Genomic DNA, 21758 nt, shown 5'->3' with positions numbered 1-21758 from the left:
ACACGTAGTATCAATTGAGTTGGGGTTTAAATTTCCAACTTCAACTGTCTTTAATTTTGAATTGTTAATGATGTTTTGTATACCAATTTACAGTCAATTCTAAGCCCTTCTTTAGAGGAATTGAAGGTTGCCAACCCAGTTTATCGTATGTATAAGCCGTATCAGCTACTCTTATTCTTTCCATCGGGCGCTCAGGTAAAGCACCAAATAGAGGCTGGATTTGAGGGTTAACCAGATTAACAAGCTGGGACACAACTGCATGAATGGGTACTAGTTCTCCCGAACCTAAGTCAAATGTACAACCCTCTACATTAGGAACTTGTGTTACAGCCAGAAGTCCTGCAATCACGTCATCGATATAAATCCAATCAACTTGACGCTTTCCACTACTAAGTTTTGGAGCTTGCCCTTGCAACAAGGAAAGAATAACAGAAGGAACGATCTTATACACATTTTGCCCTGGCCCATAGGTCATAAAGGGTCTAACAAGAACTACAGGTGTCTGATAGAGTCGATGGAACATCCGACCATAAGTACTACTAGCAAATTTAGCAATAGCGTAAGGAGAAGAAGGAACTACTTCAGGACGATCTTGTTCTGGTTCCTCTAAAGAAGCTATTAACACAATGCGACTACAGCCAATTTCGGCAGCTACCGTCAACAAGTTAATAGTACTAGTCAGTAAACTGTGAAAGGTAGGCAATATGAACTCTAGATTAGGAACTGCTGTCACAAGACCGGATAAATGGAAGATTAGGTCAGGTTTAATGCTGTGGAAAAGATTTTGAACAAACTTAATGTCTTCCATGTCACCGTGCCACCATCGCAAGCAGCTGATATCAGAAGTATGAAAACTGCGAGAAACAGCATGTACTTCTGCACCATTCTGGCATAAATGACGGACTAAATGAGATCCTATAAATCCGCTAGCACCTGTAATTAGTATTGTTTGTCCAGACAATTTTTCAACAGAGTTCACCATTTATACAGACTGGAGTTGGGAAAACAAAAGTTATTCTACAAGAGATTGTTTGTTGTAGACAACAACAATGTGTCAGTAATCGGATAGAAGTCAGTGCCTCGTAAGAAGTCGCCTAAAGAAGTTCCTGTACAAGCTGAATCAATATTTGGCGCACCCTTTTGAGCTATGACATCATCAAAATGTACAGTTCTAAAGTCAATACTAAAACGGGTATAGCCTGATGTGTTGGGAATAGTGGAGTGCATCTGCGCTCCTGAAAAGAGAATCATGCCACCGACTTGTGTAATTAACCGCAATTGCGGCTCCATTTCTAAAGTTTCTTCTGCATGGGGTTGCTTGCGCGTATCTGTTTTAATATGCTGTGCCGCATTTTTGCGACTTTCTTTAGTCCACTGAGCGTAGTCATAATCCCTTGAGGTATTCTTAACTGGTTGACTCCAGTAGCGGGAATGGAATGCCATCGCATTCTCTGGGGTAATATCGTAGACGGGAATCCACCAGTTGATCTGGCACTGAGGAGCAGAGTACCAGGTGTCACGATGAGGATGGAAAGCGTAAGCAATGCCAGCAGTCAGATAGCGATCGCTGGTTGCTGTTCTCAGGCGAGGTACATCGAAATAAGTTTTGCTCAAGTCACATCCACTTTCTTTCAAGATGCCTTGAATGAGTTGTTTAGATTCAGGATGATGGATAAAAGCTGGCTTGAGTTGTGCTAAAATATCAACGTATTTCTCTACAGGCAGGCTATGTTGTGCTTCTCTGGGATCTAAAGGGGCAAATGCTTCTTCAACCATGCCACGAGCAAAATCACATAGAGCGATCGCACTGGCGCAAGGAGAAAAGACAAACACTTGTCCATCATAAAGATGCTTGCGTCTGATTTCATCACTAAAAATCGAATCAAAATAAATTGTACTCACTTCGCCCTCATTTGCTGTAACAAAGTTTGAACACAGTATTAAGTATGAAAATCAAAATTTAATTTTTCAAATTTTGATTTTCTATGTCTGTGCGCCTCTGTGCGTTCCTAATCCTATATTCACTCAGCAACTATATATTTTTAAATTGCTCTTAAAAGTCTGACATTACCGTAGGCGTTACAATTTCTTTCGATTCAAATAAACTCCAAGCCCGATCTTTATCTGAAATTTCAGTCACAGATAGAGGCCATTCAATACCAAAAGCTGGGTCATCATAGCGATACCCGCCAGCATATTCTGGTGCATAAAAGTCACCCATTTGATACATCACCTCCGTCTCATCGCTGAGAGTTTGAAAACCGTGAGCACACCTATCTGGGATATAGAGAGCAAGACGATTTTCGGCAGTTAACTCTATACCAATATGAGATAAATAGCTAGGAGAATCTGGACGCAAATCGATAATTACATCATAAATAGCTCCCCTGATACAACGCACCAATTTTGTTTCCTGAGAAGGAGGCATTTGATAATGCATACCCCGCAATGTTCCTTTTTTATAGTTAAAAGATAAATTGCATTGGGCAATAGTAGGTTTTAAGCCACGATCTTGAAATTCCTGAATACAGAAACTCCGAGCAAAAAAGCCCCGACTATCTCGGTGCAACTCTAAATCAACAATAAATGCTTCTTTTATTTTAGTTTCAGTAAAGATCATAAATTTGCAAATTAGCGAGAAAATTAAAACTCTAATTTTTTAGAAAAACATTTTTCGACAGTAAAATGCTTCAGCATATTTACTCGGTGAATTTGATTCAATCCCACGAATTCTGAGAATTGCACGAAAAGTCTCTTCTGTAAACCACTGCTTATTATTTTGGGTAGCAAACGCATCCAAAATATATTGAATTTTTCGATGGCAGAGTGTTTCATTTAAATGAACAAAGAAATTAGGAATACCCAAATCACCGTCATATTTGGGTATTTCATATTCTAAAATTAAATGATTTCTAAAGGTATTCCAAGTCAAGTCAGAAATTAAGCGGTGATCTTGGTGGCGATCGTCTCGATGATGAGTAAAGACTATATCTGGTGAAAATTCCTGCTTTAACTGTTCAAAGCACTCCTTTACCTTTATCCCTTCAAAAGGCAGAAAGCCATCTCGAAAATTTTTAATGATAATTTTCTTGACTGGGATTTCTTTTAAGAATAGATTAGCACTTATGGTTGCTTCCTGCGCTCTTTGCTCGTTGGAACTAAAGACAACCCAATAGATAACAACATCTTGGTAATTTTCTATTAGCTTTAAGATTGTGCCTCCACAACCAATCTCGATATCATCGCAATGAGAACCTAGACAAAGAATTTTGTACTCAGATTCTTCTGTCTTGTTCAAGGTAAGTTGGATCATAGATGGCTAACTTCTAGTTGTTCATCTCCCCATACTTCCCAAGGTCTTTCGCCTTGAGCATACATATCATCTAACTGTTGCTTCTCTTTAAACGTATCCATTACCCCGAAAAAGCCAGTGTATCGATACGCAAAAAGTTCTTTTTTGGCAATCAGTCTTTGAAAAGGTTCAAGAACAAGTTCTTCGCCACGATTAATATAGTTAAAAATCTCCTTTTTAAAGATAAAATATCCTCCATTAATCCAAATATCACGTTGCTTGACCTCATTGATATCCTTTACCAAACCATCCTCATCCATATCAACTAGGTGAAAACTTTGGCTAGGTCTAACACACAAAAAACTACCAATTTTATCACGCTCATAAAAATGATTAATATACGTTGGCAGATGCAAGTCTGTCAAACCGTCACTATAGTTAGCTAAAAATACTTCTTCTCCTTCTAGATACTTTTCTACTGCCTTGAATCTTTGTCCAATATTGGCAGTTAACCCTGTATCTACAAATGTGATATTCCAGTCTTGAATATCCCGATTAAACAACTGAATGTTGCTGCCATTGGAAAGGCTAAAGTTATTAGAAAGCCATTCATTGTAATTCAAAAAATAGCTTTTAATTAGGTCAGCTTTGTAACCAAGACATAAAATAAAATCTTTGTGCCCATAGTGAGCATAGTATTTCATTACGTGCCATAATATTGGTCTATAACCAATATTCACCATTGGCTTAGGAATACTTTCTGAATACTCTCTCATTCTAGTTCCTAAACCACCGCAAAATAAAACTACTTTCATGTTACTTACCTCTTTTTGATAAAAAAATATCAAATACTCAAGAGTAGATATTCACTTCAGGAATTGGTACAACAAATTGACCTCCCCAATCCCGAATATAAGCCATTTGTGTCATAATTTCATTTTTCAGATTCCAGGGCAAAATTAGTAGATAGTCAGGCTTTGTTTCGGTAATTTTGTCTGGATGAAAAATCGGAATATGAGTTCCTGGTAAAAATTGACCCTGTTTGTAAGGGTTACGGTCTACTGTATAGTCAAGAAAATCTGTGCGGATACCACAATAGTTTAAAAGAGTATTTCCCTTACCTGGAGCACCGTAACCAACAATCGATTTTCCCTCCCGCTTAACTTCGATCAAAAAATCTAATAACTTGCGTTTAGTTTCTTTAACCTGTTCTCCAAAGGAAAAATAATATTCTAATTGCGTAAAACCAGCCGCTTCTTCTCTAGATTTCAGTTCTGATACTTGATGACTAACGGGTTTAGAAGAGTCTTCATTGTGGCGGGCATAAATTCTCAAAGAACCACCATGAGTAGTTAATTCTTCTACATCAAAAATTGTCAAACCGTGAGCTGCAAAAATCTTTTCTACGGTAAGAAAGGAAAAATAAGAGAAATGCTCGTGGTAAATAGTATCAAACTGATTTTCCTCGATTAACCGCATCAAGTGGGGAAATTCCATAGTAATTACACCATACGGTTTGAGGATAATTTTCATCCCTTTGACAAAATCATTGAGATATGGTGTGTGAGCAAGGACATTATTTCCGAGTAATAAATCTGCCTGTTTGCCTTGAGCAACCTGTTCTTGGGCTGTCTTCTGTCCAAAAAATTTGACAACTGTAGGAATACCTTTTTTAATTGCTACTTCAGCAACATTTGCAGCTGGTTCTATTCCCAGCGCTGGGATATTTTTGGCAACAAAGTATTGCAGCAAGTAACCATCATTGCTAGCAATTTCTATTACTTGACTCTCCTGGTTTAATTGTAAACGTTCTACTACCAAATCAACGTATTTTTTAGCGTGTTGCAACCAGCTATCAGAGTAGGAAGAGAAATAAGCGTAGTCACTAAAAATATTTTCCGGGCTAATGTATTCTTGGAGTTGAACTAAAAAACATTCCTCACAAACATAGACATGCAGAGGATAAAATGGCTCCACTTCATTCAGTTGTTTGAGACTGCGATAGCTTTCGCAGGGAGGAGACATCCCTAAATCTACGAAGGTATGGCGCAACCCTGTTCCACAGAACAGACAGTTACCAGTTATTAGTTGATTATTTGTTGATTTTGATAAATTCATAATTTATATTTTAAACAGTCTGCCAGAAGAAATCTCGATCGATTTGCTGGGTGCGAATGAGGTATTCCAGTTGTTTCAGGCGAGTAAAACCTCTAGACTCAAATGTTCCTTTATCCATATCAATTTGCTGGAAGACATTATATAGTTGTTGGGCACCGCGTTGGGCATCCCATTCACATTTGAATCCCGGTAATTTTTGGTTAATTTTATCAAATAAAACTCGATAGCTGCGGTTGTCAGGATCGTGTTTACCAAAGCTCAATTGACAATCTGTAAAAACTTCTGCAACTATTTGAGCAATTTGTTTGACTTGATAGTTGCTATTTGTATCACCAACATTGAAAATTTGGTTGTGAATTAGATCGCGCGGAGCTTCTAAGGTACAGATAATTGCTTTGCAGATATCCAACAGATGCACTAGGGGACGCCAAGGTGTACCGTCACTGTTCATCTTGATTTCTTTAATTGTCCATGCCCAACCGGCTAGATTGTTTAAGACAATATCAAAGCGCATTCTCGGAGAAGCGCCATAGGCTGTGGCATTTCGGAGAAAGGTGGGAGAAAAGCTATCATCAGCAAGGAGTTTCACATCTTGTTCGACAAGTGCTTTGCATTTGGCATAAGCTGTTTGGGGATTGATGGTAGACTCTTCGCTAACGTAGTCTTCAGTGGCAAAACCATAGACACTGCATGATGATGTATAGACAAAGCGTTGGATTCCTGCTGCTTTCGCCAGTTTCGCTATATGTACTGAGCCTTTGTGGTTGATATCGTAAGTGATATCAGGGGCTAACTGACCTAAAGGGTCATTGGAGAGTTCTGCCATGTGAACTACTGCTTCTACCCCTTGCAGGTCGTCTGCTGTAATATGGCGGATGTCTTTGTTGAGGGTTTTGGCTGTTAGCTTGGTGCCGTTATATAGCCAACCTACTTTATAAAAGCCAGTATCCAAACCAATAACTTCATGACCTTGTTGGAGCAACAGAGGAGCTAATAATGAGCCGATATAACCTTCAGTTCCAGTTACAAGTATTTTCATATCCTATAGTGCGATCGCAGTTTGTAGGGGTTTTAATTCAGTAGGAATATTGTCTATAGGTGCTAATAGCAACTTAGCAATGATTTCTTCGCGTAGGGGAGCGGCTTCATCTTGAGTCAACAAAGCGAATAACTTTGCTACTGCTTGTGGGGAGCGATCTATTTTGAGGGACTCTTGCAGTATAGACAAAGCTCCGGCGATATTGCCCACCTGGAGAGGAATTGCTGCTCGTGTCAGACAATAGTTGAAATTTTGGCTGCGAGCTTCTCTGGTAATCTTGGCGCGCTGCTCAATGGGAAAATAGGTATCAGAAATTTCAATCGCATGGCGGATAGCTTTTGGCATCTTTCCAGAAAGCCAATTTGCAGATGTCAATTTTTGGGTATGTTCGCGATAACGTGCCAAAATGCCTGGTTCGTACCACCAATCGTAATTAGCAGCATAGCGTTTAAATATTTCCCAGTCAGAAATTTCAGTTAAGTGCGGGTAATGCCCTCCTAACTGTTCGTAAGCGGTTCGACGAATGACTATTGCAGGTATGGTTACTAGACCACAGACACCAATGTTAGACAGCCAATTTGTCATGATGCCCCTGTGTTCTCCATACACCGAAACTACTTCTCCAGTGTTGATCGTTTCTCCTTTTTCGTTAATATATTCAAAACCCGTACAACCAACTCCAACTGTATCTGGACAAGTTGCCAGACTTTGCTGGAGGCGTTCATAAAAACCTGGAAGTACACAGTCATCATCATGGAGAACATGCACCCACTGACCGCGACTCAGGGCAATCCCGGCGTTATAATTTCTCGCTCCACCGATATTTTCTTGATTGCGGTAGTAGCGGATTACTCCTCCCCCAATACTGTTTACTAAATCGAACAACGGTGTTGTACTGGCATTATCCATTACCAGAATTTCCATCTGCTCTGCCCCAGGCCATTGCACTAAGACGCTAGCCAGACATTCCAGGAGATAATCGGTGCGGTTATATACCGGGATCACTACAGTCCAAAATGGTCGAGGTTTCTCTGGCTCTATTACAGGTGGAATCGCTGGAAACTGATAGTCGCCAATAGTAACTTCAGCTTGAGGAATGGAGGGAGTAACGAGCATTTCTGGAGTGATGGCAGCATCAAAGTAAGCAGATACGGCTTTGGCATAGTGAGGATTGAGTAAAGTTAATGCCTGACGATACACAGAAATCGCCTCTGCTATATTGTTTTGAGCTTGGTAAACTTGACTCAAACGGACGTAGATTTTCCAGTTTAAGGGATTGAGTTTCAGGGCTTGGCGATATGAGGCGATCGCTTCTTCCGATAAACCTTCTTCTTGCAGGATGTTGCCTAAGCTATAATATGTCTCTGGCGAATTTGGGTCAAGAGCGATCGCTTGACGATAATAATTAATTGCTTTCTTAAAATCCCCTGCGATCGTGCAAGAATGTGCAAATTTCTGATTCAAATCCGCGTAGTCTGCTTGTTGAGCTTTTGATAGTTTACCTTGCGCGTTCAGGGCGTTGCCTAAGTTAACTTTTGCTTCGGCAAAGTTGGGCTGGAGTTCTAAGGCTTTTTCATAACAAGTAACTGCTTCATCAAACTTACCTTGTTGTTCCAAAGTATAACCCAAATTATTATGTCTTGCTACTAGCTTTGACTCTAGGGCTATTACATCAGGCAAAGAAGCAAAATCGAAGTACAAGAGAAACTTTTGGTAAGGAATATTTTGAAAGTTTTTATTTTCTTGCTTAAATTTTGGAGATAGTAAAATTAATTCCTTATCTCTATTCCTTTTCTCCATATCGTTCAGTTTTTCTAAAAGCTCACCATCTAATTCTCTGCCGCCATTTCTCGAAAATGCGTTCTTCTTTAACCAATGTGTATGCCAGAAAATAAAGCCTAAATAATAAGCTGTGATGCCTTCAAATTGAATTGCTTCACAAAATGGAATTTTGGCATTTTTATCGAAAATATTTTGCGGTGAAACTGTCCAATATGCCACATCTCCATCACCAGAAGCAACACATTTTAAATTTGTGTAGTAGTTGGGATCGTTTGGACGTTGATATAAATTTACTCCTGAAAAAAATAAGGCTGTATTTTGCAGATGATTTTGCTTCAAATAATTATAAATAATTTTTAATTTATCGGGAATACCTATGGAATCGCCGTCGATATAAACGCAAATTTTATACTGCGTCTGACTAAGACCAAAATTAGAATAAAAAACGAAAGAATGAATGTTGTTTACATCCAATTCAACTTGTTCTTTTGTACTAAACGAATAGACGTGAGGTAAGTAATGAAAAGCCCGTATTTTCTGAGGGTATTTTTGTGCAAATGCCTCTATTATTTGAGGAGTTTTGTCTGTACACTGATGAAACACTATTACCAATTCATCAACATAATCAATCCAAGATTCGATTGTTGGTGCCAAAAACTCCTCTTCATTACGAACTCGCATCAGACCGCTGATCCCATCTTGTCGATTTTGTGGCTCAAAAGATGAAGCATTTATAGTAGGATGCTCTACTTGACTAATTGACATAGTTTTTTAGTCCAAAACTAGAAAATTTTTGCTTTTTCCTAAACAAGTCTTTACAAAGGAAGTGAGATAAATCTTGAGGCAATTTCTTCACGCAGAGGAGCTGCTTTTTCTTGTGTTAACCACCGGAATAACTTTGCCACTGCTTCCGGGCTACGATCTATTTTTAAAGCCTCTTCTAACCCTTGCCAAACTCCAGCGAGATTCCCAGCCTGTAGGGGAATTATGGCCGATTCTAGACAATAAAGAAAATAATGACTCCGGGATTGGGCGGTAATTTGTGTCGAGTATTCACTGGGAAAATAACTCTTTGAAATTTCAATTGCACGGCGGATGGATATCATCTGTTTCCCAGAGAGTAACAGTTCGCTGGTGACATTGTTAGCATGTTCGCGGTAACGAGCTAAAATTTCTGGTTCATACCACCAATCATAAACAGAGGCAATGCGTTTATAAACTTCCCAATCGCTTGTATAGGTCAGTTCAGGATGATATACGCCCAATTGTTCGTGTGCTTCTCGACGAATCACTACCGCAGGCATATTCAATGAGTTACTAACTCCAATAATTTGCAACCAATTTTGGGCAATTCCTCGCTGCTCTCCATAGACTTGTTGGCTGAAAATTACTTCCCCTTTCTCGTTAATATTTTCATAACCTGTAAAAGCGGCTCCTATAGAATCCGAACACCCTTCTAGACTTTCTTGTAGCCGAGAATAAAAACCTGGGAGAATATAATCATCGTCGTGCAGTAAATGAATCCAATGACCGCGAGTTAGAGCAACTCCGGCATTCCAATTTCCTGGCAAACCGAGATTTTGCGGATTGCGATAGTAGTTGATTATTCCTTGTCCGATACTATTCACCAGTTCAAATACTGGCGTTGTACTGGCATCGTCCATGACGATGATTTCCATCTGCTCTTCTCCTTGCCATTGGGTCAATACACTAACAAGGCATTCGAGTAGATAATCTATGCGGTTGTATACAGTTACCACCACACTCCAGAAAGGACGCTTACCTGTATTTGCTACGGTTGGAATAGTCGGAAAGCTGTATTCCCCTACAATTACCTCCCTTTGGGGAATTGAGGGCGTGACTGGTACTTGTTGAGGAATTTCAGCATCCTCACTAGATACTAATGCTTTGGCATAGTGAGGATTAATTAGCTTTAATCCTTGTTGATAGGCAGAAACTGCTTTTTGGTATTGGTTGAGTTGTTGGTAAATTTTGCCTAAATTGAGGTATACTTCTCCATCGTTGGGATGAAGTTCTAAAAGTTTTTGGTAGGATGCGATCGCCTCTTCTAATTCTCCTTGTTCTTGCAGCGCCAAAGCCAAGTTATAATGGGCTTCTAACAAATTTGGTTGTAGTGCGATCGCTTGCTTGTGACAAGTAACAGCATTTTTAAAATCCCCTGCTTTTTTGCGTGCAACACCCAATTGATTATTTAATTGTGCATAGTATATTTTTTGATTGATCGAGAGCTTACCTTGAGCGTGTAACGCATTACCCAAATTAGTCTCTGCTTCGATAAAGTCTGGCTTTAACTCTAGAGCTTTTTGATAATAGTTAATTGCTTCTTCAAATAATCCTTGTTGTTGCAGAGTATAGCCCAAATTGTTGTAAATTGGTAATGAATTAGGTAATAAAACTAAGGCTTGCCGATAAGCTTTCTCTGCTTCGGAAAACTGTTCTTGAACTAAATGCAAATTACCTAAACTGAACCAAGTTTTTACAGAATTTTGTTGAACTTGTGAAGCCGCACTTAGCCACTGTTCAGCAGTTTGGAGTTGCCCCATCTGTTGCGCTAACATCCCTAAACCATATAAAGCTTCATGGTTATCGGGTTGTTTTTCCAGAACTTGACTATACAGCAGTTCTGCCTCCAATAAACTATTGTCTTGTTGCTGTTGAACTGCTAGTTCAAGGATTTCAGCTACTTCTGTTTGATTTAGCGATTCAGCTTCATCCTTGTCACCTGACTGATGCTTTTGTATCGCAATTTGAATAAAAGATTTAACTCTAGATGCTGAAATATTTGTAGCATTCATAACTCTGTAGTATCTATAACTATATTTGAATTTGATATTATATTGTTATAGATTACTATAATTTCAGAACATAAGTGATAACTATTAATAAAATATTTTCCCTATTTTTGCCTGTTAATCAAGCAAGGCTATTTAATTAAAATAAGGGAGAGATTTTGTCAACAGTATGGACGAGAAATAAGCCTGAAGCTAGCGATCGAACATTACCAAGTCAAGTAATTTCAGTGGGTACACCATAGTGTTTGCTGTTGGCAAAACCTCTCCCAGAAAAGGTATCGAAATTTTATTGTACAATCAGATTTTTTTACTTACCTGATTGTTTTGACTGAGATGCTTGTAAATCAGAGTCTGTTAGGAAATGAAACGAGCAATTAGCCTTAAGCAAATTATATTACCGAGCTGATATCACTTGCACTCACGTTTGAAAATAGTATGCTTTGTTGAGGATTATTACCGAGAGACAAAGTATTACCTAGAGACAAAGTATTACCCAGAGACAAAGTATTTAAGGTGAGAAGAGCGCCATCGCTGGTATCTGTGATGTTACCTCGACTTCCCCAGCCATCTAATACCAGCTTGTCAACACCAATCTGAAAATCTTGAATGACATCAAAATCTTTTTTCAACAAGGAATCGCTACGTTTGAAAGTAAATGTGTCATTACCTTCGCCACCAATTAAGACATCATTACCACTACCACCATACAGTGTATCATTGCCTTTACCGCCATAGAGTGTATCATCGCCTTCGGCACCATCTAGGGAATCATTACCTTGGCCGGCGTCGAGGTTATCATTACCTCTTTTTCCAGATAGCTTATCATCCCCTAAGCTAGCATAAAGTTTGTCTGCCCCGTTGGTTCCCGTCAGATTATCCTTCCGAATCGTGCCGTAGATAACATCTCTACCCAGGTTGCCGATTAAAGTGTCTCCTGCCAATTCAACAGAAGTAGTATTAATTTTAACTATAGTTAAGTTGGTATTACGATTAAAATTCCGTTCATAAGTCCCAACAGCACTACCATTGAGGAAATCAGTACCATTGTCGCCATCAATATCATCATCTTTGTCACGACTCTCGATTGTGACATTGCGACTACGACCAAATGTTAGATCCCCGATTTGGTCGGAGGAGACTAATTTACCTTGGATGCCAAAATAATCTAAAACTTTGGCCCGATTAGGATTTGTGGTATCTAATACCAAAAAAGTTGTTGTCGACTGGCCCTTGTTATATTCAACGTCAGGATTTTCAATTTCTTTAGCTGCCAATTTTAAATTTGCTGAAAAATCAAAAGAGAAGCTTTCATTACGACCAACCGCAAAACTAGCAAGTACCTTTGCTTCGCTGTTGGAAGTACCTTCAAATTGACCACTTAATCCCACTACAGCAGCCTTAGTGAAAAGTGATGAAAAAGTTGGATCAAAACTTGCTTGAGCCTCAGCAATTGCAGCAGTTATACCACCTTTAACTAAGGTATCTGCCTGAGTAGTAGTTAAAATGCTTGCAGCACTTTCACTATAGTTAGAAAAAGTAGCATCCCCTTCAGCGGTAACAAAATTAGGACTAGGATCGGGCTTGGGATCGGGTCTATTGTTGAGATTAGTTCTACCATTAAAAGAAAGTAACTTTGGAACTGTCAGTGTTAGACTTACTCTTGATGCCATAAAAAAACTGTGTTGATTTTGTGAGTTAACAAATTTGCGCGTAAATATTTGGGGAGTAATTCTCTCCTAATTTACGAGCTAAATCTCTTGATATCCCTAATGAAGCTGTTAGCTTTTATCCAGGATTTGCTTCGCTTTTAACAGCACTTTGAAATAGGTTAATTGACTATTCCAAGCGGAACGTGGAAGTAGTGGGATCTTCTCTAATTCTTGAGATGGTGATGACTCAAGGTCAGTTTTTTCCGCTGAAATTGTGTTAATTTCGGAATTTTCTGCCATAATTTATTATCTCACGAGAGAGTAATAACGATCGGGTTCTTTTTGCCAACTTTCCGACCACTGAATGCTGTCAGCAGTAAAGTGTAAGCGGTCGTTTGCTGGCAATAAAGTATCTCTAGACTCGACAATTAGCTCAAATTCGCCATTATCAAATGGCAATCCTTGTGCCTTTACTTTGGGAACTACACGCTCTCTCATACCTTGTTTGGCATGAACAAGAGCGCGATGATGACAGTAAGGATTATTACCTCTCTTATTAAAGAAAACATGGGCTGTCCAACTGCAACCCCCACGACAAAGTTCAGCATATTCGCAGGTTTTACAGAAACCCCACAGGTGTTTTGTACCTTCAGGTGTTCCTGCTCCTAAATTGAAGCGTAGTTCTTCTGCACCCTCGATAATATCATGCAAGGTATGTTCTCGAATGTTACCACCTGTATAGGCAGTAGTCGGCAGTGAGGGACAACCTTTAATCGCTCCGTCAGCTTCAATTCCCAAAGTGGAAAGTCCTGCACCGCAACCTTGCCAAAATGAGAAGTCATCCTCCTTTCCCCGTCCCCGCAACAGTCGTTCATAAGGGCCGTAGTAACCAATGTTATTTCCCGCCTGAAGTTGCACGCCTTCTTGGTAAGCACGACGCGCCACACGGGCAAGCATGGGGTATATATCTAGCAGTTCATGGGGTTGGAGGAGGATATCTGCGTTATCGGCTGCATTTCCCATTGGTACAGTTAGCTGAACTTGCCAAGCACGCGCACCTGCATCACGAATGCACTCATAGATGCAGGGAAACTCTGGCGCTGACAGGCGATTAATTTGGGTGTTACAACCAAAAGAAATACCTACTTCTCGCAGATGACTCATGGTCTTAAATGCATATTTCCAAGAGCCTTTCTTTCCCCGCAGACGGTCATGAGTTGCTTCCAAGCCATCAATAGAAACAGAGACGGTACGAATTCCCGCTTCCTTCATTTTTTGGGCGGTTTCTAAGGAAATGCCATAACCGCCTGTAGTCATACCACATAACATTCCCGCCTCGTTGATAGCTTTGGCAATTTCCAGCCAGTCTGGACGCAGAAATGCTTCACCACCAATGAGAGTAACTTCTTTAATTCCAACTTCTGCCATCTGCTTGACGAGATCCAAAGCTTCTTTTGGAGAAAGTTCTTTGGCGCGCTCATGTCCTGCACGGGAACCACAGTGACTACAAGCTAGATTGCACTTCAAGGTAATTTCCCAAACTGCGTAGCTTTTGCGGTGATGTGTCATAGGTTAACTCTCAATCTCAACCCTCGAAATAAACGAACGAATTCTATTTCTTCATCGTTTTATCGGGTTATTGTACTTCTGTTGAACTAAGAACTGCTCCATATAACGGTTGTACAGATGGAATTTTTCCTTTGGGAAGTGGCCATGGCTTTGGATTTGGTTTAGGAATCCATTTACATTTAATTGGTGGTTTTCCACATTCTTCGTCGACAGGTGGAGGTGAGACTACAGCTCCATACAATGGTTGAGCGACTGTGTTTGTAAGCCCGCCAAAGGCTCCTACTAATTCCTCTTCACTGAGGTCGTCAAACTGGCCTAGTTCTTTTAACTCCAAGATTTTAATTGAGGCTGTTTCAAATTCTTCTTGAGAAAAATTATAGCCACCTTCTTCCATGACTTTTATCACTTCCTCAATCTTATCACTCATCAATTGAGTGTAAAAAGCCTCGTCTTTGACTAGTCTTACCAGGAAGTCTTTAACTTTCTCGAAAATTGTTAATGACATAAATTTTACCCCCTTAATTTGAAAGTTGAAGTTTAGATTGATGAAAATTGACGATCGCGTGAACTAACCCGTTTAGCGAGAAACTTTTAGTGAGTCCACTTGTGTAACTTTTTGTTGCTGGTTTTGGTAAATCTCTCCTAATTTCATGTTGGCTTCCTGGTGTTGGGGATTGAACTCCAAAGCTTTTTGATAGCAAGCGATCGCTTCTTCTAGCTCCCCTTGTTCTTGCAGTGCCACCCCCAAGTTATAATGGGCTTCTACCAAATCAGGCTGTATTGCGATCGCAGTTCGATAGTAAACAACAGCAGTTTGCCAATCAGCTCCTTCTTGGTGGGCAAAGCCCATCTGATAATTCAATTCTGCATAATAGGCTTGTTTCTCTGGTGAAAGCTTCCCTTGAGCAAACAGCGCATTCGCTAAATTGATTTCTGCTTCTATGCAGTTGGGCTGAAATTCCAGAGCTTTTTCATAAGATGCGATCGCATCCTCCCACTTCTCTTGTTGTTGCAAGGTGTAGCCCAAATTGTTGTATATTGTCCCTGCATCTGGTCGCAAAGCAATAGCTTTTCGGTAAGCTGCTTCAGCTTCTGGTAACTGTCCTTGGCCTTGCAGCAAATTGCCTAAACTAAACCAAATTTTCACGGAGTTAGGCTGAACTTGCGAAGCTGCACTCAAATGCTTCTGAGCTTCCTGCAACTCACCTTTCTGCTGTAGCAGCATCCCTAAATTGTATAATGCTTCTGAATAGTCTGGTTGTTTTTCGATCGCTTGACGATATAGCTGTTCGGCTGTATCTAGGCGATTAGCTCGATGCTCCTGAAGTGCAAGTTGAAACAGTTCAGCAACTTCTTTAGCATTAAATTGTCTTGGTTTATTAACCAGCTGCAAAATAAAATCTTCCAGCGCTCTGACTGGCTTTAAATCGCCATATAATTTATGTTTATTTTCTGCAACTTGCTGAGAAATATATTGCCGATATTTAGCATCTTTCCCCAGACGGATGGCGATTTGGACATATTCTGATTTATTTGAAGCGATCGTCTCTTCGATACCCATCATCTGTAAAATTGCTAGAGAATGGCGCGATCGCATCAGTTCTCCAGGTAAAGTTACAACCGGAATATTATGAGCAATAGATTCGAGTGTGGAGTTACATCCAGACCAACCAATACTATCTAAGAAGACATCTGCTATAGCTGTAGTTCCAGCAAACTTCCTGTCATTGAGGAAAGACAAAAACAAACAGTGATTTTGATAATCTAATCCTAATTCTGCAAAAGCATGATTTAAGCGCTGGCGAAATTTTTCTGTTATTTCTTCACTTTTGCTTTTAATAAATACAAACTTAGAATTTACTAGCTCTTTAGCAATAGAAGGAAAAACATCATCATGATTAGGCAAATATTTATATAATGACTGACAACACCAGAAGAAAATATCATCCTCTTTTAAACCTATATCTCGTTTCTTAATTTCTTCGGGTGGAATTGCTAAAGGCATATAATGAATAGATAGATTGGGTAATCTAACTAATTTTTCTGTGTAATGTTCTTGAGCATTTTCGGGTTCCATTAAGTCACTGCTCAAGTAATAGTCAATTGTCGGCAGTCCACTAGTCTCAGGGTGTCCCCAAGATGTCATTTGAATTGGCGCTAATCTCAGACAACCCAGTTTGAGAGCCATTGGGTCCATCCCAAATTCTGGGAAAATCAGGATATGTAATCGATCTTTTGTAATTACCTCACACCATTGTTCAGTTGAGCGAACACCTTGAACAAATTTATCAAAAGTTTTGGTGGCACTCATTGTTGAGTAATCTTTTTTGTCTCCAGTATAATAACCAAATAATTCAAACTCACTTCGATCTATATTTTCTACCCAACCTTTAATCGGGATTTTCCAATTAGAATGACTAGATAAAAACCCAGAAACGATCCCAATACGAACCTTTTGATTTTTATCTAAATTTGGCAGAGCAAGCGGCTGGCAATCTTGGGGATAGCGACTCGACATAATTTGGAAAATCATTTCTCCATAAGTTCGCTGTAAATCTCGGTCATTTAAACCTTGATATGTCAAATAAAAAGGTTGAAATGCTCCCACAGCTTCCGATGCTTTTGCCCGTCCTTCCCGATTAGTTAATTCATAATATTTAGCTAAATCTTGCAAATACTGTTGATACTGATTTCGTCTGAATGCAATTTCATCAACATTAGAATAGATAACTGGTAGTTGGCTCATACAAGCACCAAATTTAGCCATATTATAGTTTGGGTTCACTTTTACGGCTTGCTCAAATGCCTGAACTGCTGCTTCTATTTGGTTATCATCTCTCAATGCTGTTCCCAAGTTGGAATATATATAATCAACATCAGGTCGAATTTTAATCGCTTTTTGATAGGATTCTATGGCAGCATCAAATTTATTTTGCGCCCTGAGAATATTTCCTAAGTTGTTATAGGTGATTGCAAAATCAGGTTGAATACTTAAAGTTTTTTCATAAGCTTCTATTGCTTCTGTAAATTTTCCTTTTTCCTGGAAAAGATACCCTAAGTTGTGATATGCGTAATGATAGTCTGGTTTAATTTTTAGTGCTTGCTGGTAAGAATCGATGGCATCATTGAATCGCCCTTGTTTTTGGAGTACTTCTCCTAAATTAGTATGAGATGATACCAAATCTGGCTGCAATGCAATAGCTTGGCGATAATATAATTCTGCTATCTTGAAATCGCCTACCTTTTGCTTACCTAAAGCAAACTGCTCATTCAACTCTGCATAGTGGGCTTGTTCTTCTGGTGACAGCTTACCTTGAATGTGAAGAATATTTTTGATATTAATTTGTACTTCTATGCTGTCTGGGAGAATTAAGAGTGCTTTTTCATAACAGGCGATCGCTTCTTCTAGCTTACCCTGTTGTTGCAGACTAAACCCCAAACTGTTATGTATTGACCCTGCTTCAGGTTGTAATTGTAGGGCTGCTTGAAAAAATTGTTCTGCATTTTGATATTGTTCCCGTTGCTGCGCCAGCAGACCTAATCCATAGAATGCTTCTGACTGCTGGGGATCTAAGTCTATAATTTGACGATAAATCTCTTCGGCTTGGGTGAAGCGCTTACTTTGATAATATTGACTTGCGAGTTGGAGAGCATCAGGAATTGTGGTCACGTCGCTTTGCTCCAAATTTAAAATTAACAATCCCCATAAATAAATTTAGGAGCTTATATCCTTTCATTTATGGGCTTTTATGGGCTATAAATACAATCTTTTTTATTTAAAATGTCTTTTTTTCCTATATCTGCAAGGAACTCAAGCTTTTGAAACTTATAACTGATATCGATTGATATCATGTCTGCTTGGTTACTTCTTAAACTTAATTAACAGGAATTTTACTTTTCTCTACCTTTCGGGGGTCTACGAGAAGCTTAAGGCTACAGTAAAATCTTTGCTCTTATGACTATTAGCCCAGAGTTTTAATTCAGGGCGGGTAAATAACACAGGCTGCAACTGGGTTGAGGATTAAATGTTCTAAGCTGTAAAATTTTATTGCAGAAACATTTTTTTAAGACCAAAGGGTGTATTTTTGGTAAAAGCCGAAGGCTCAAATGAGCAAAGAGCCTTCGGCATTTATCAATATACTAAGCTTTCGAGCCTAACTCTACTTGCAGAAGTTAATACTTTTTGTAAGTAGAGTTTAATTATTACTACTTGTTAGTTAGAAGTAGAAGCATAGCTTGATGACGAAGCAGTAGCGCTATTAGGAGTAACGGTGGCGTTAGTAAAGGTTACAGCTACGTTGTTGAGACCGCCAGTTGCTTTAGCATCTGCGTCAGCTTGTGCAACACTGTTGAATTTTGCAGGAGGCTTAGGCGCTGGCTTCTTGATTATGATGGTGATTGTCTTAGTACCACCAATAATTTCTTCAGTGGTATTTTCCAAATAGTTCAGATCAGAAATAATCATTTGAGTTCTCCTAAAATTTGTAACTGTTGTTGGGAATATTTGGTCTAACCAACTTGTTTTGTTTGGCTATACATCTAATATACTTTATTCCTCAAAAAAGTCAATGCTTTTTTGAGGAATTTTTGATTAAAAAAACTAATATATTTGTGTTGAAAAATCATTATATATAGTCCTATTTGAAGTTAGAAAACACTGCATGACAAATTTGAGCAGAAATAAAATAATTACTGCCTAGCAAGAGTTATAGCGATTGAATTTAACTTTGAAATAACGCAAATACAGCACTTTGTAGATATATTCACAAAACACTAAAAAGGAAAAAATATTAAGTTTTAAGTATATAAATCTGTATCTGCAACATTTTTGAAGCTTCAAGGAATCTCCCATAACTTAGGTAGATACTTAGCGACAAAAACATTTGATAATTATTAAATTATTTAGTCTTGGTGTATAACATATCTATTAATTCCTCTTGTGAACCGTCTGAGTCTATTTGAGTAACTATTTTCATCATGGTGATTTGTTGCTTTAACCAATCAGAAAAGGATTCTGTAATGATTTTTTGGCGCAACTGTTCATCTAATTGGGGTTGAATGACTTCTTCCACCCAAATTAAATACACTCCCTTGGGAGTCGTTATCGGTTTAAGAGCTTCTGGTGGTGCAGCAGCAAATACAGCAGCTGCAATCTCTGGACGAAAATCTTTGCGGTATCGGAGTCCTTTGTATCCATAAGCACGACGAGCTTCTGGTTCTGAGATATATAGACGAGCAATATCTGGAAAACTGATTTCGCCTTCTTCTAGGGCATAAAAAAGCTCTAAAGCCAAGTCTCGATCCTCGAAGACAACTTCGTAGGTAACGGCGGCGATATAATCTAGCTGATGTTCGTAAAAGTGCTTTTCCAGTTGATCGGAAAATAGATGATTCGCTAACTTCCGCGAAAGGATATTGTTGTAGGCTAATTCTTCAAACTGATCCACAGAGAGGTGATGTTTTTCTAGCCATGACCAGGTGTCTTTAGCTTTGACAAGCTTCTTGGCGAACCTTAAGTTATCTCCTTCTTGCTGTAGTTCTTCTGGCGTGACTGTAATTCCTGCCGCTTGAGCTGCTTCGGTAATAATACTTTGCGACGCGATCGCCTCCACAACAGCAGGTATCTGACAGGAGAGTTTAAGACTGTGAATGATATCTGAGGTAGAAATGGTCAGATTGTGGGGCATAACACTATATCTCCAATAATTAAGCGGATTGGGTATCCCTTCTCTGCGAGACGCTAGGCGAACGGCTTACCTCGCAACGCTTGGCACAAGTCGCTCAGGGCAAGTGAGCACGCGGCATTAATTATTCCTCCAATCTCCCTTGTCCTATTTCCTGATTTGGATGCGATATCTTTAACTACATCTCCAAACCGCCCTTTTTCAGTTTTTTGAACGGATCTAGAACAAAGTCAATTACTCGGCGTTGACGAATGATCACTTCAGCATTTGCTGTCTGACCGGCACCTAATGGAATACGTTTGTTGCCATTTTGGACATACTGCTGGTCTAAGGTGATTTCTAATTCATAGGTTTCGATGTTGCCTTGGGGTGTTTGGCTAACTTTCGAGTCAGGCGAGATCCAAGTAACTTTTCCTGGCACGATACCATACTCTTGGAAGGGATAGGCATCAAACTTGACTTTTACTGGCATTCCTACCTTCAAGAAACCGCTATCCTGATTAGGCATATTGGCTCTGAGTACGAAGTCTGTTGTTGCGGGTGCAATTTGGGCAATCCTTTGACCGACTTGTACCACTGCTCCTGGTTTAGTTGTGGGTAATTCAAAAATCACCCCATTAAGCGGCGATCGCACTACGCGCTGCTGAATTTGCAATCTTGTAGATAGAAGCTGGCTTTTTGTCTGAGCGATTTCTGATTGCGTTGCTGTTATTTGTGCTTGTAAATCTTTTAGCTGCTCCTGATTTTTCATTACAGCTAGTTGTCCGGCTTGCGTGGCACTTTTATAACTACTTTGTTCTTCTTGCAGTCGGAGTTTTGCTTGTTTGATATCAGACTCCAAGGTTTTGATAGTTACTTGATAATTATTTAGCTCTTGGGCTAAACGCAATTCGGCTTGTTTAATATCTGATAGAGACTTTTTATAAAGTCGTTTGCTTTCTTCCTCTTGTTTTTTGAGTTGATCGACTTGGGCTGTAGACACTGCACCATCGTGAACGAGTTGGCTATAAGTTTCAACTTGCTTAGAATCTATACCCAAAAGTTTTTTAGTCGATTCTTGATCGTCGCGACTGGTGGAAATTTGCTGCTGTGCTTGTTTAACTGATGATTCTTTTTCTAACTTTTGGAGGTTATAGCTACTCAGTTTGGCATCCAAGTTTTGCTGCACCTGGTTGAGTTGAGCCAATTTTTCTAATTCTTGGGATTTATTTTGTTGTTCTAAAAGACTCGTTGACATTAAGAGTTGATTTTTCAGCACTTCCAGTTGGGATTGCCGATTTTGTAGCCCTTGCAATTTGCTCTGGACTTGTTGCAGTTCCGTTTGCAGCAAATCAGAATCCAGTTCTAGTAAAACCTGGCCGGCTTTAACTGTATCTCCTTCTTTGACCCTAACTGCTTTGACACTTCCACCAGCTTGAGCGTCTAATTTTTGAGTTGCGCCTTTAGGTTCTATACGCCCTCTGGCGCTACCAGTTTCATCTACTTTTGAAAGAGTTGCCCAAGGCAAAAATAGACCAGCAAAGCCGATGAGCGCATACAACAAACCACGAGTCCAAACTCGAGGTAAGGCATCGAGTAATTTTTCTGTACCGTAGTACAAATCTTGACTTTCATTTTCTACCTCTGTTTGCTCGTCAAATACCGATTCCTCTTGCTGTTTGTAACCTTGATATTCATCTTGCTCATCTGGGGGAAGTGGGGACGATCTGTTGGGATGTGGCATGGTTTTATTTCCGATAACAGTAGATGGGGAGTGAGGGAGAAATCAATTCAAAATTCAAAATTCAAAATTCAAAATTCAAAATTGTTCGT

The 21758-nt window shown here is 39.4% G+C and carries 17 protein-coding genes; all 17 read right to left on the bottom strand.

Annotation, left to right across the window (positions count from 1 at the left end; genetic code table 11):
- Positions 1-64: 64 nt before the first annotated feature.
- The 17 genes from RMZ42_RS03095 to RMZ42_RS03015 all read right to left on the bottom strand — a co-directional run bounded on the left by RMZ42_RS03095 (position 65) and on the right by RMZ42_RS03015 (position 21669).
- Positions 65-982, bottom strand: a complete 918-nt coding sequence (locus tag RMZ42_RS03095) for an NAD(P)-dependent oxidoreductase (protein WP_322670017.1) — start codon at positions 980-982, stop codon at positions 65-67.
- Between the two features lie 35 nt (positions 983-1017).
- Entirely contained in the window at positions 1018-1902 is an 885-nt protein-coding gene (locus RMZ42_RS03090; RefSeq protein WP_322670016.1) for a hypothetical protein, read from the bottom strand.
- Between the two features lie 151 nt (positions 1903-2053).
- Positions 2054-2620, bottom strand: coding sequence for a dTDP-4-dehydrorhamnose 3,5-epimerase (gene rfbC / locus RMZ42_RS03085; RefSeq protein WP_322670015.1), 567 nt, complete (start codon positions 2618-2620; stop codon positions 2054-2056).
- 39 nt (positions 2621-2659) lie between these two features.
- Positions 2660-3313: a PIG-L deacetylase family protein gene (locus tag RMZ42_RS03080; RefSeq protein ID WP_322670014.1), complete on the bottom strand. Its 654-nt coding sequence runs from the start codon at positions 3311-3313 to the stop codon at positions 2660-2662.
- Positions 3310-4107 carry a sugar phosphate nucleotidyltransferase gene (locus tag RMZ42_RS03075; RefSeq protein WP_322670013.1) on the bottom strand — a complete coding sequence of 266 codons (798 nt, stop codon included), beginning with the start codon at positions 4105-4107 and terminating at the stop codon, positions 3310-3312. The genes RMZ42_RS03080 and RMZ42_RS03075 overlap by 4 nt, the downstream gene beginning before the upstream one ends.
- A gap of 37 nt (positions 4108-4144) precedes the next feature.
- A complete protein-coding gene (locus tag RMZ42_RS03070; protein ID WP_322670012.1) occupies positions 4145-5410 on the bottom strand; it encodes a class I SAM-dependent methyltransferase in 1266 nt (421 codons plus the stop codon).
- Positions 5411-5420: 10 nt separating this feature from the next.
- On the bottom strand, positions 5421-6449 hold the full coding sequence (locus RMZ42_RS03065) for an SDR family oxidoreductase (RefSeq protein ID WP_322670011.1): 1029 nt from the start codon (positions 6447-6449) through the stop codon (positions 5421-5423).
- Between the two features lie 3 nt (positions 6450-6452).
- Positions 6453-8996: a glycosyltransferase gene (locus RMZ42_RS03060; protein ID WP_322670010.1), complete on the bottom strand. Its 2544-nt coding sequence runs from the start codon at positions 8994-8996 to the stop codon at positions 6453-6455.
- A 50-nt stretch (positions 8997-9046) separates the two neighbouring features.
- Positions 9047-11047, bottom strand: a complete 2001-nt coding sequence (locus tag RMZ42_RS03055) for a tetratricopeptide repeat protein (RefSeq protein WP_322670009.1) — start codon at positions 11045-11047, stop codon at positions 9047-9049.
- A gap of 386 nt (positions 11048-11433) precedes the next feature.
- Positions 11434-12714: a calcium-binding protein gene (locus RMZ42_RS03050; RefSeq protein WP_322670008.1), complete on the bottom strand. Its 1281-nt coding sequence runs from the start codon at positions 12712-12714 to the stop codon at positions 11434-11436.
- 108 nt (positions 12715-12822) lie between these two features.
- Positions 12823-12993, bottom strand: coding sequence for a hypothetical protein (locus RMZ42_RS03045; RefSeq protein WP_322670007.1), 171 nt, complete (start codon positions 12991-12993; stop codon positions 12823-12825).
- A 6-nt stretch (positions 12994-12999) separates the two neighbouring features.
- Entirely contained in the window at positions 13000-14262 is a 1263-nt protein-coding gene (locus RMZ42_RS03040; RefSeq protein ID WP_322670006.1) for a nif11-class peptide radical SAM maturase 3, read from the bottom strand.
- Between the two features lie 67 nt (positions 14263-14329).
- Positions 14330-14767, bottom strand: a complete 438-nt coding sequence (locus tag RMZ42_RS03035; RefSeq protein ID WP_322670005.1) for a Nif11-like leader peptide family RiPP precursor — start codon at positions 14765-14767, stop codon at positions 14330-14332.
- A gap of 72 nt (positions 14768-14839) precedes the next feature.
- Entirely contained in the window at positions 14840-17932 is a 3093-nt protein-coding gene (locus tag RMZ42_RS03030) for a tetratricopeptide repeat protein (protein ID WP_322670004.1), read from the bottom strand.
- Positions 17933-18475: 543 nt separating this feature from the next.
- Positions 18476-18727 (bottom strand): hypothetical protein, encoded by a 252-nt coding sequence (locus RMZ42_RS03025; protein ID WP_322670003.1) that lies wholly within the window; start codon positions 18725-18727, stop codon positions 18476-18478.
- Positions 18728-19160: 433 nt separating this feature from the next.
- Positions 19161-19949 (bottom strand): peptidylprolyl isomerase, encoded by a 789-nt coding sequence (locus RMZ42_RS03020; RefSeq protein WP_322670002.1) that lies wholly within the window; start codon positions 19947-19949, stop codon positions 19161-19163.
- Between the two features lie 175 nt (positions 19950-20124).
- Complete coding sequence (locus RMZ42_RS03015) at positions 20125-21669, bottom strand: HlyD family efflux transporter periplasmic adaptor subunit (protein ID WP_322670001.1); 1545 nt, start codon at positions 21667-21669, stop codon at positions 20125-20127.
- Positions 21670-21758: the final 89 nt, after the last annotated feature.

Origin of the sequence: Nostoc sp. DedQUE05 (genome assembly GCF_034530955.1) — a bacterium.
GTDB lineage: Bacteria > Cyanobacteriota > Cyanobacteriia > Cyanobacteriales > Nostocaceae > Nostoc.
Note: the sequence above shows the minus strand (reverse complement) of the source record. Positions and strands in the feature narration are given on the sequence as shown.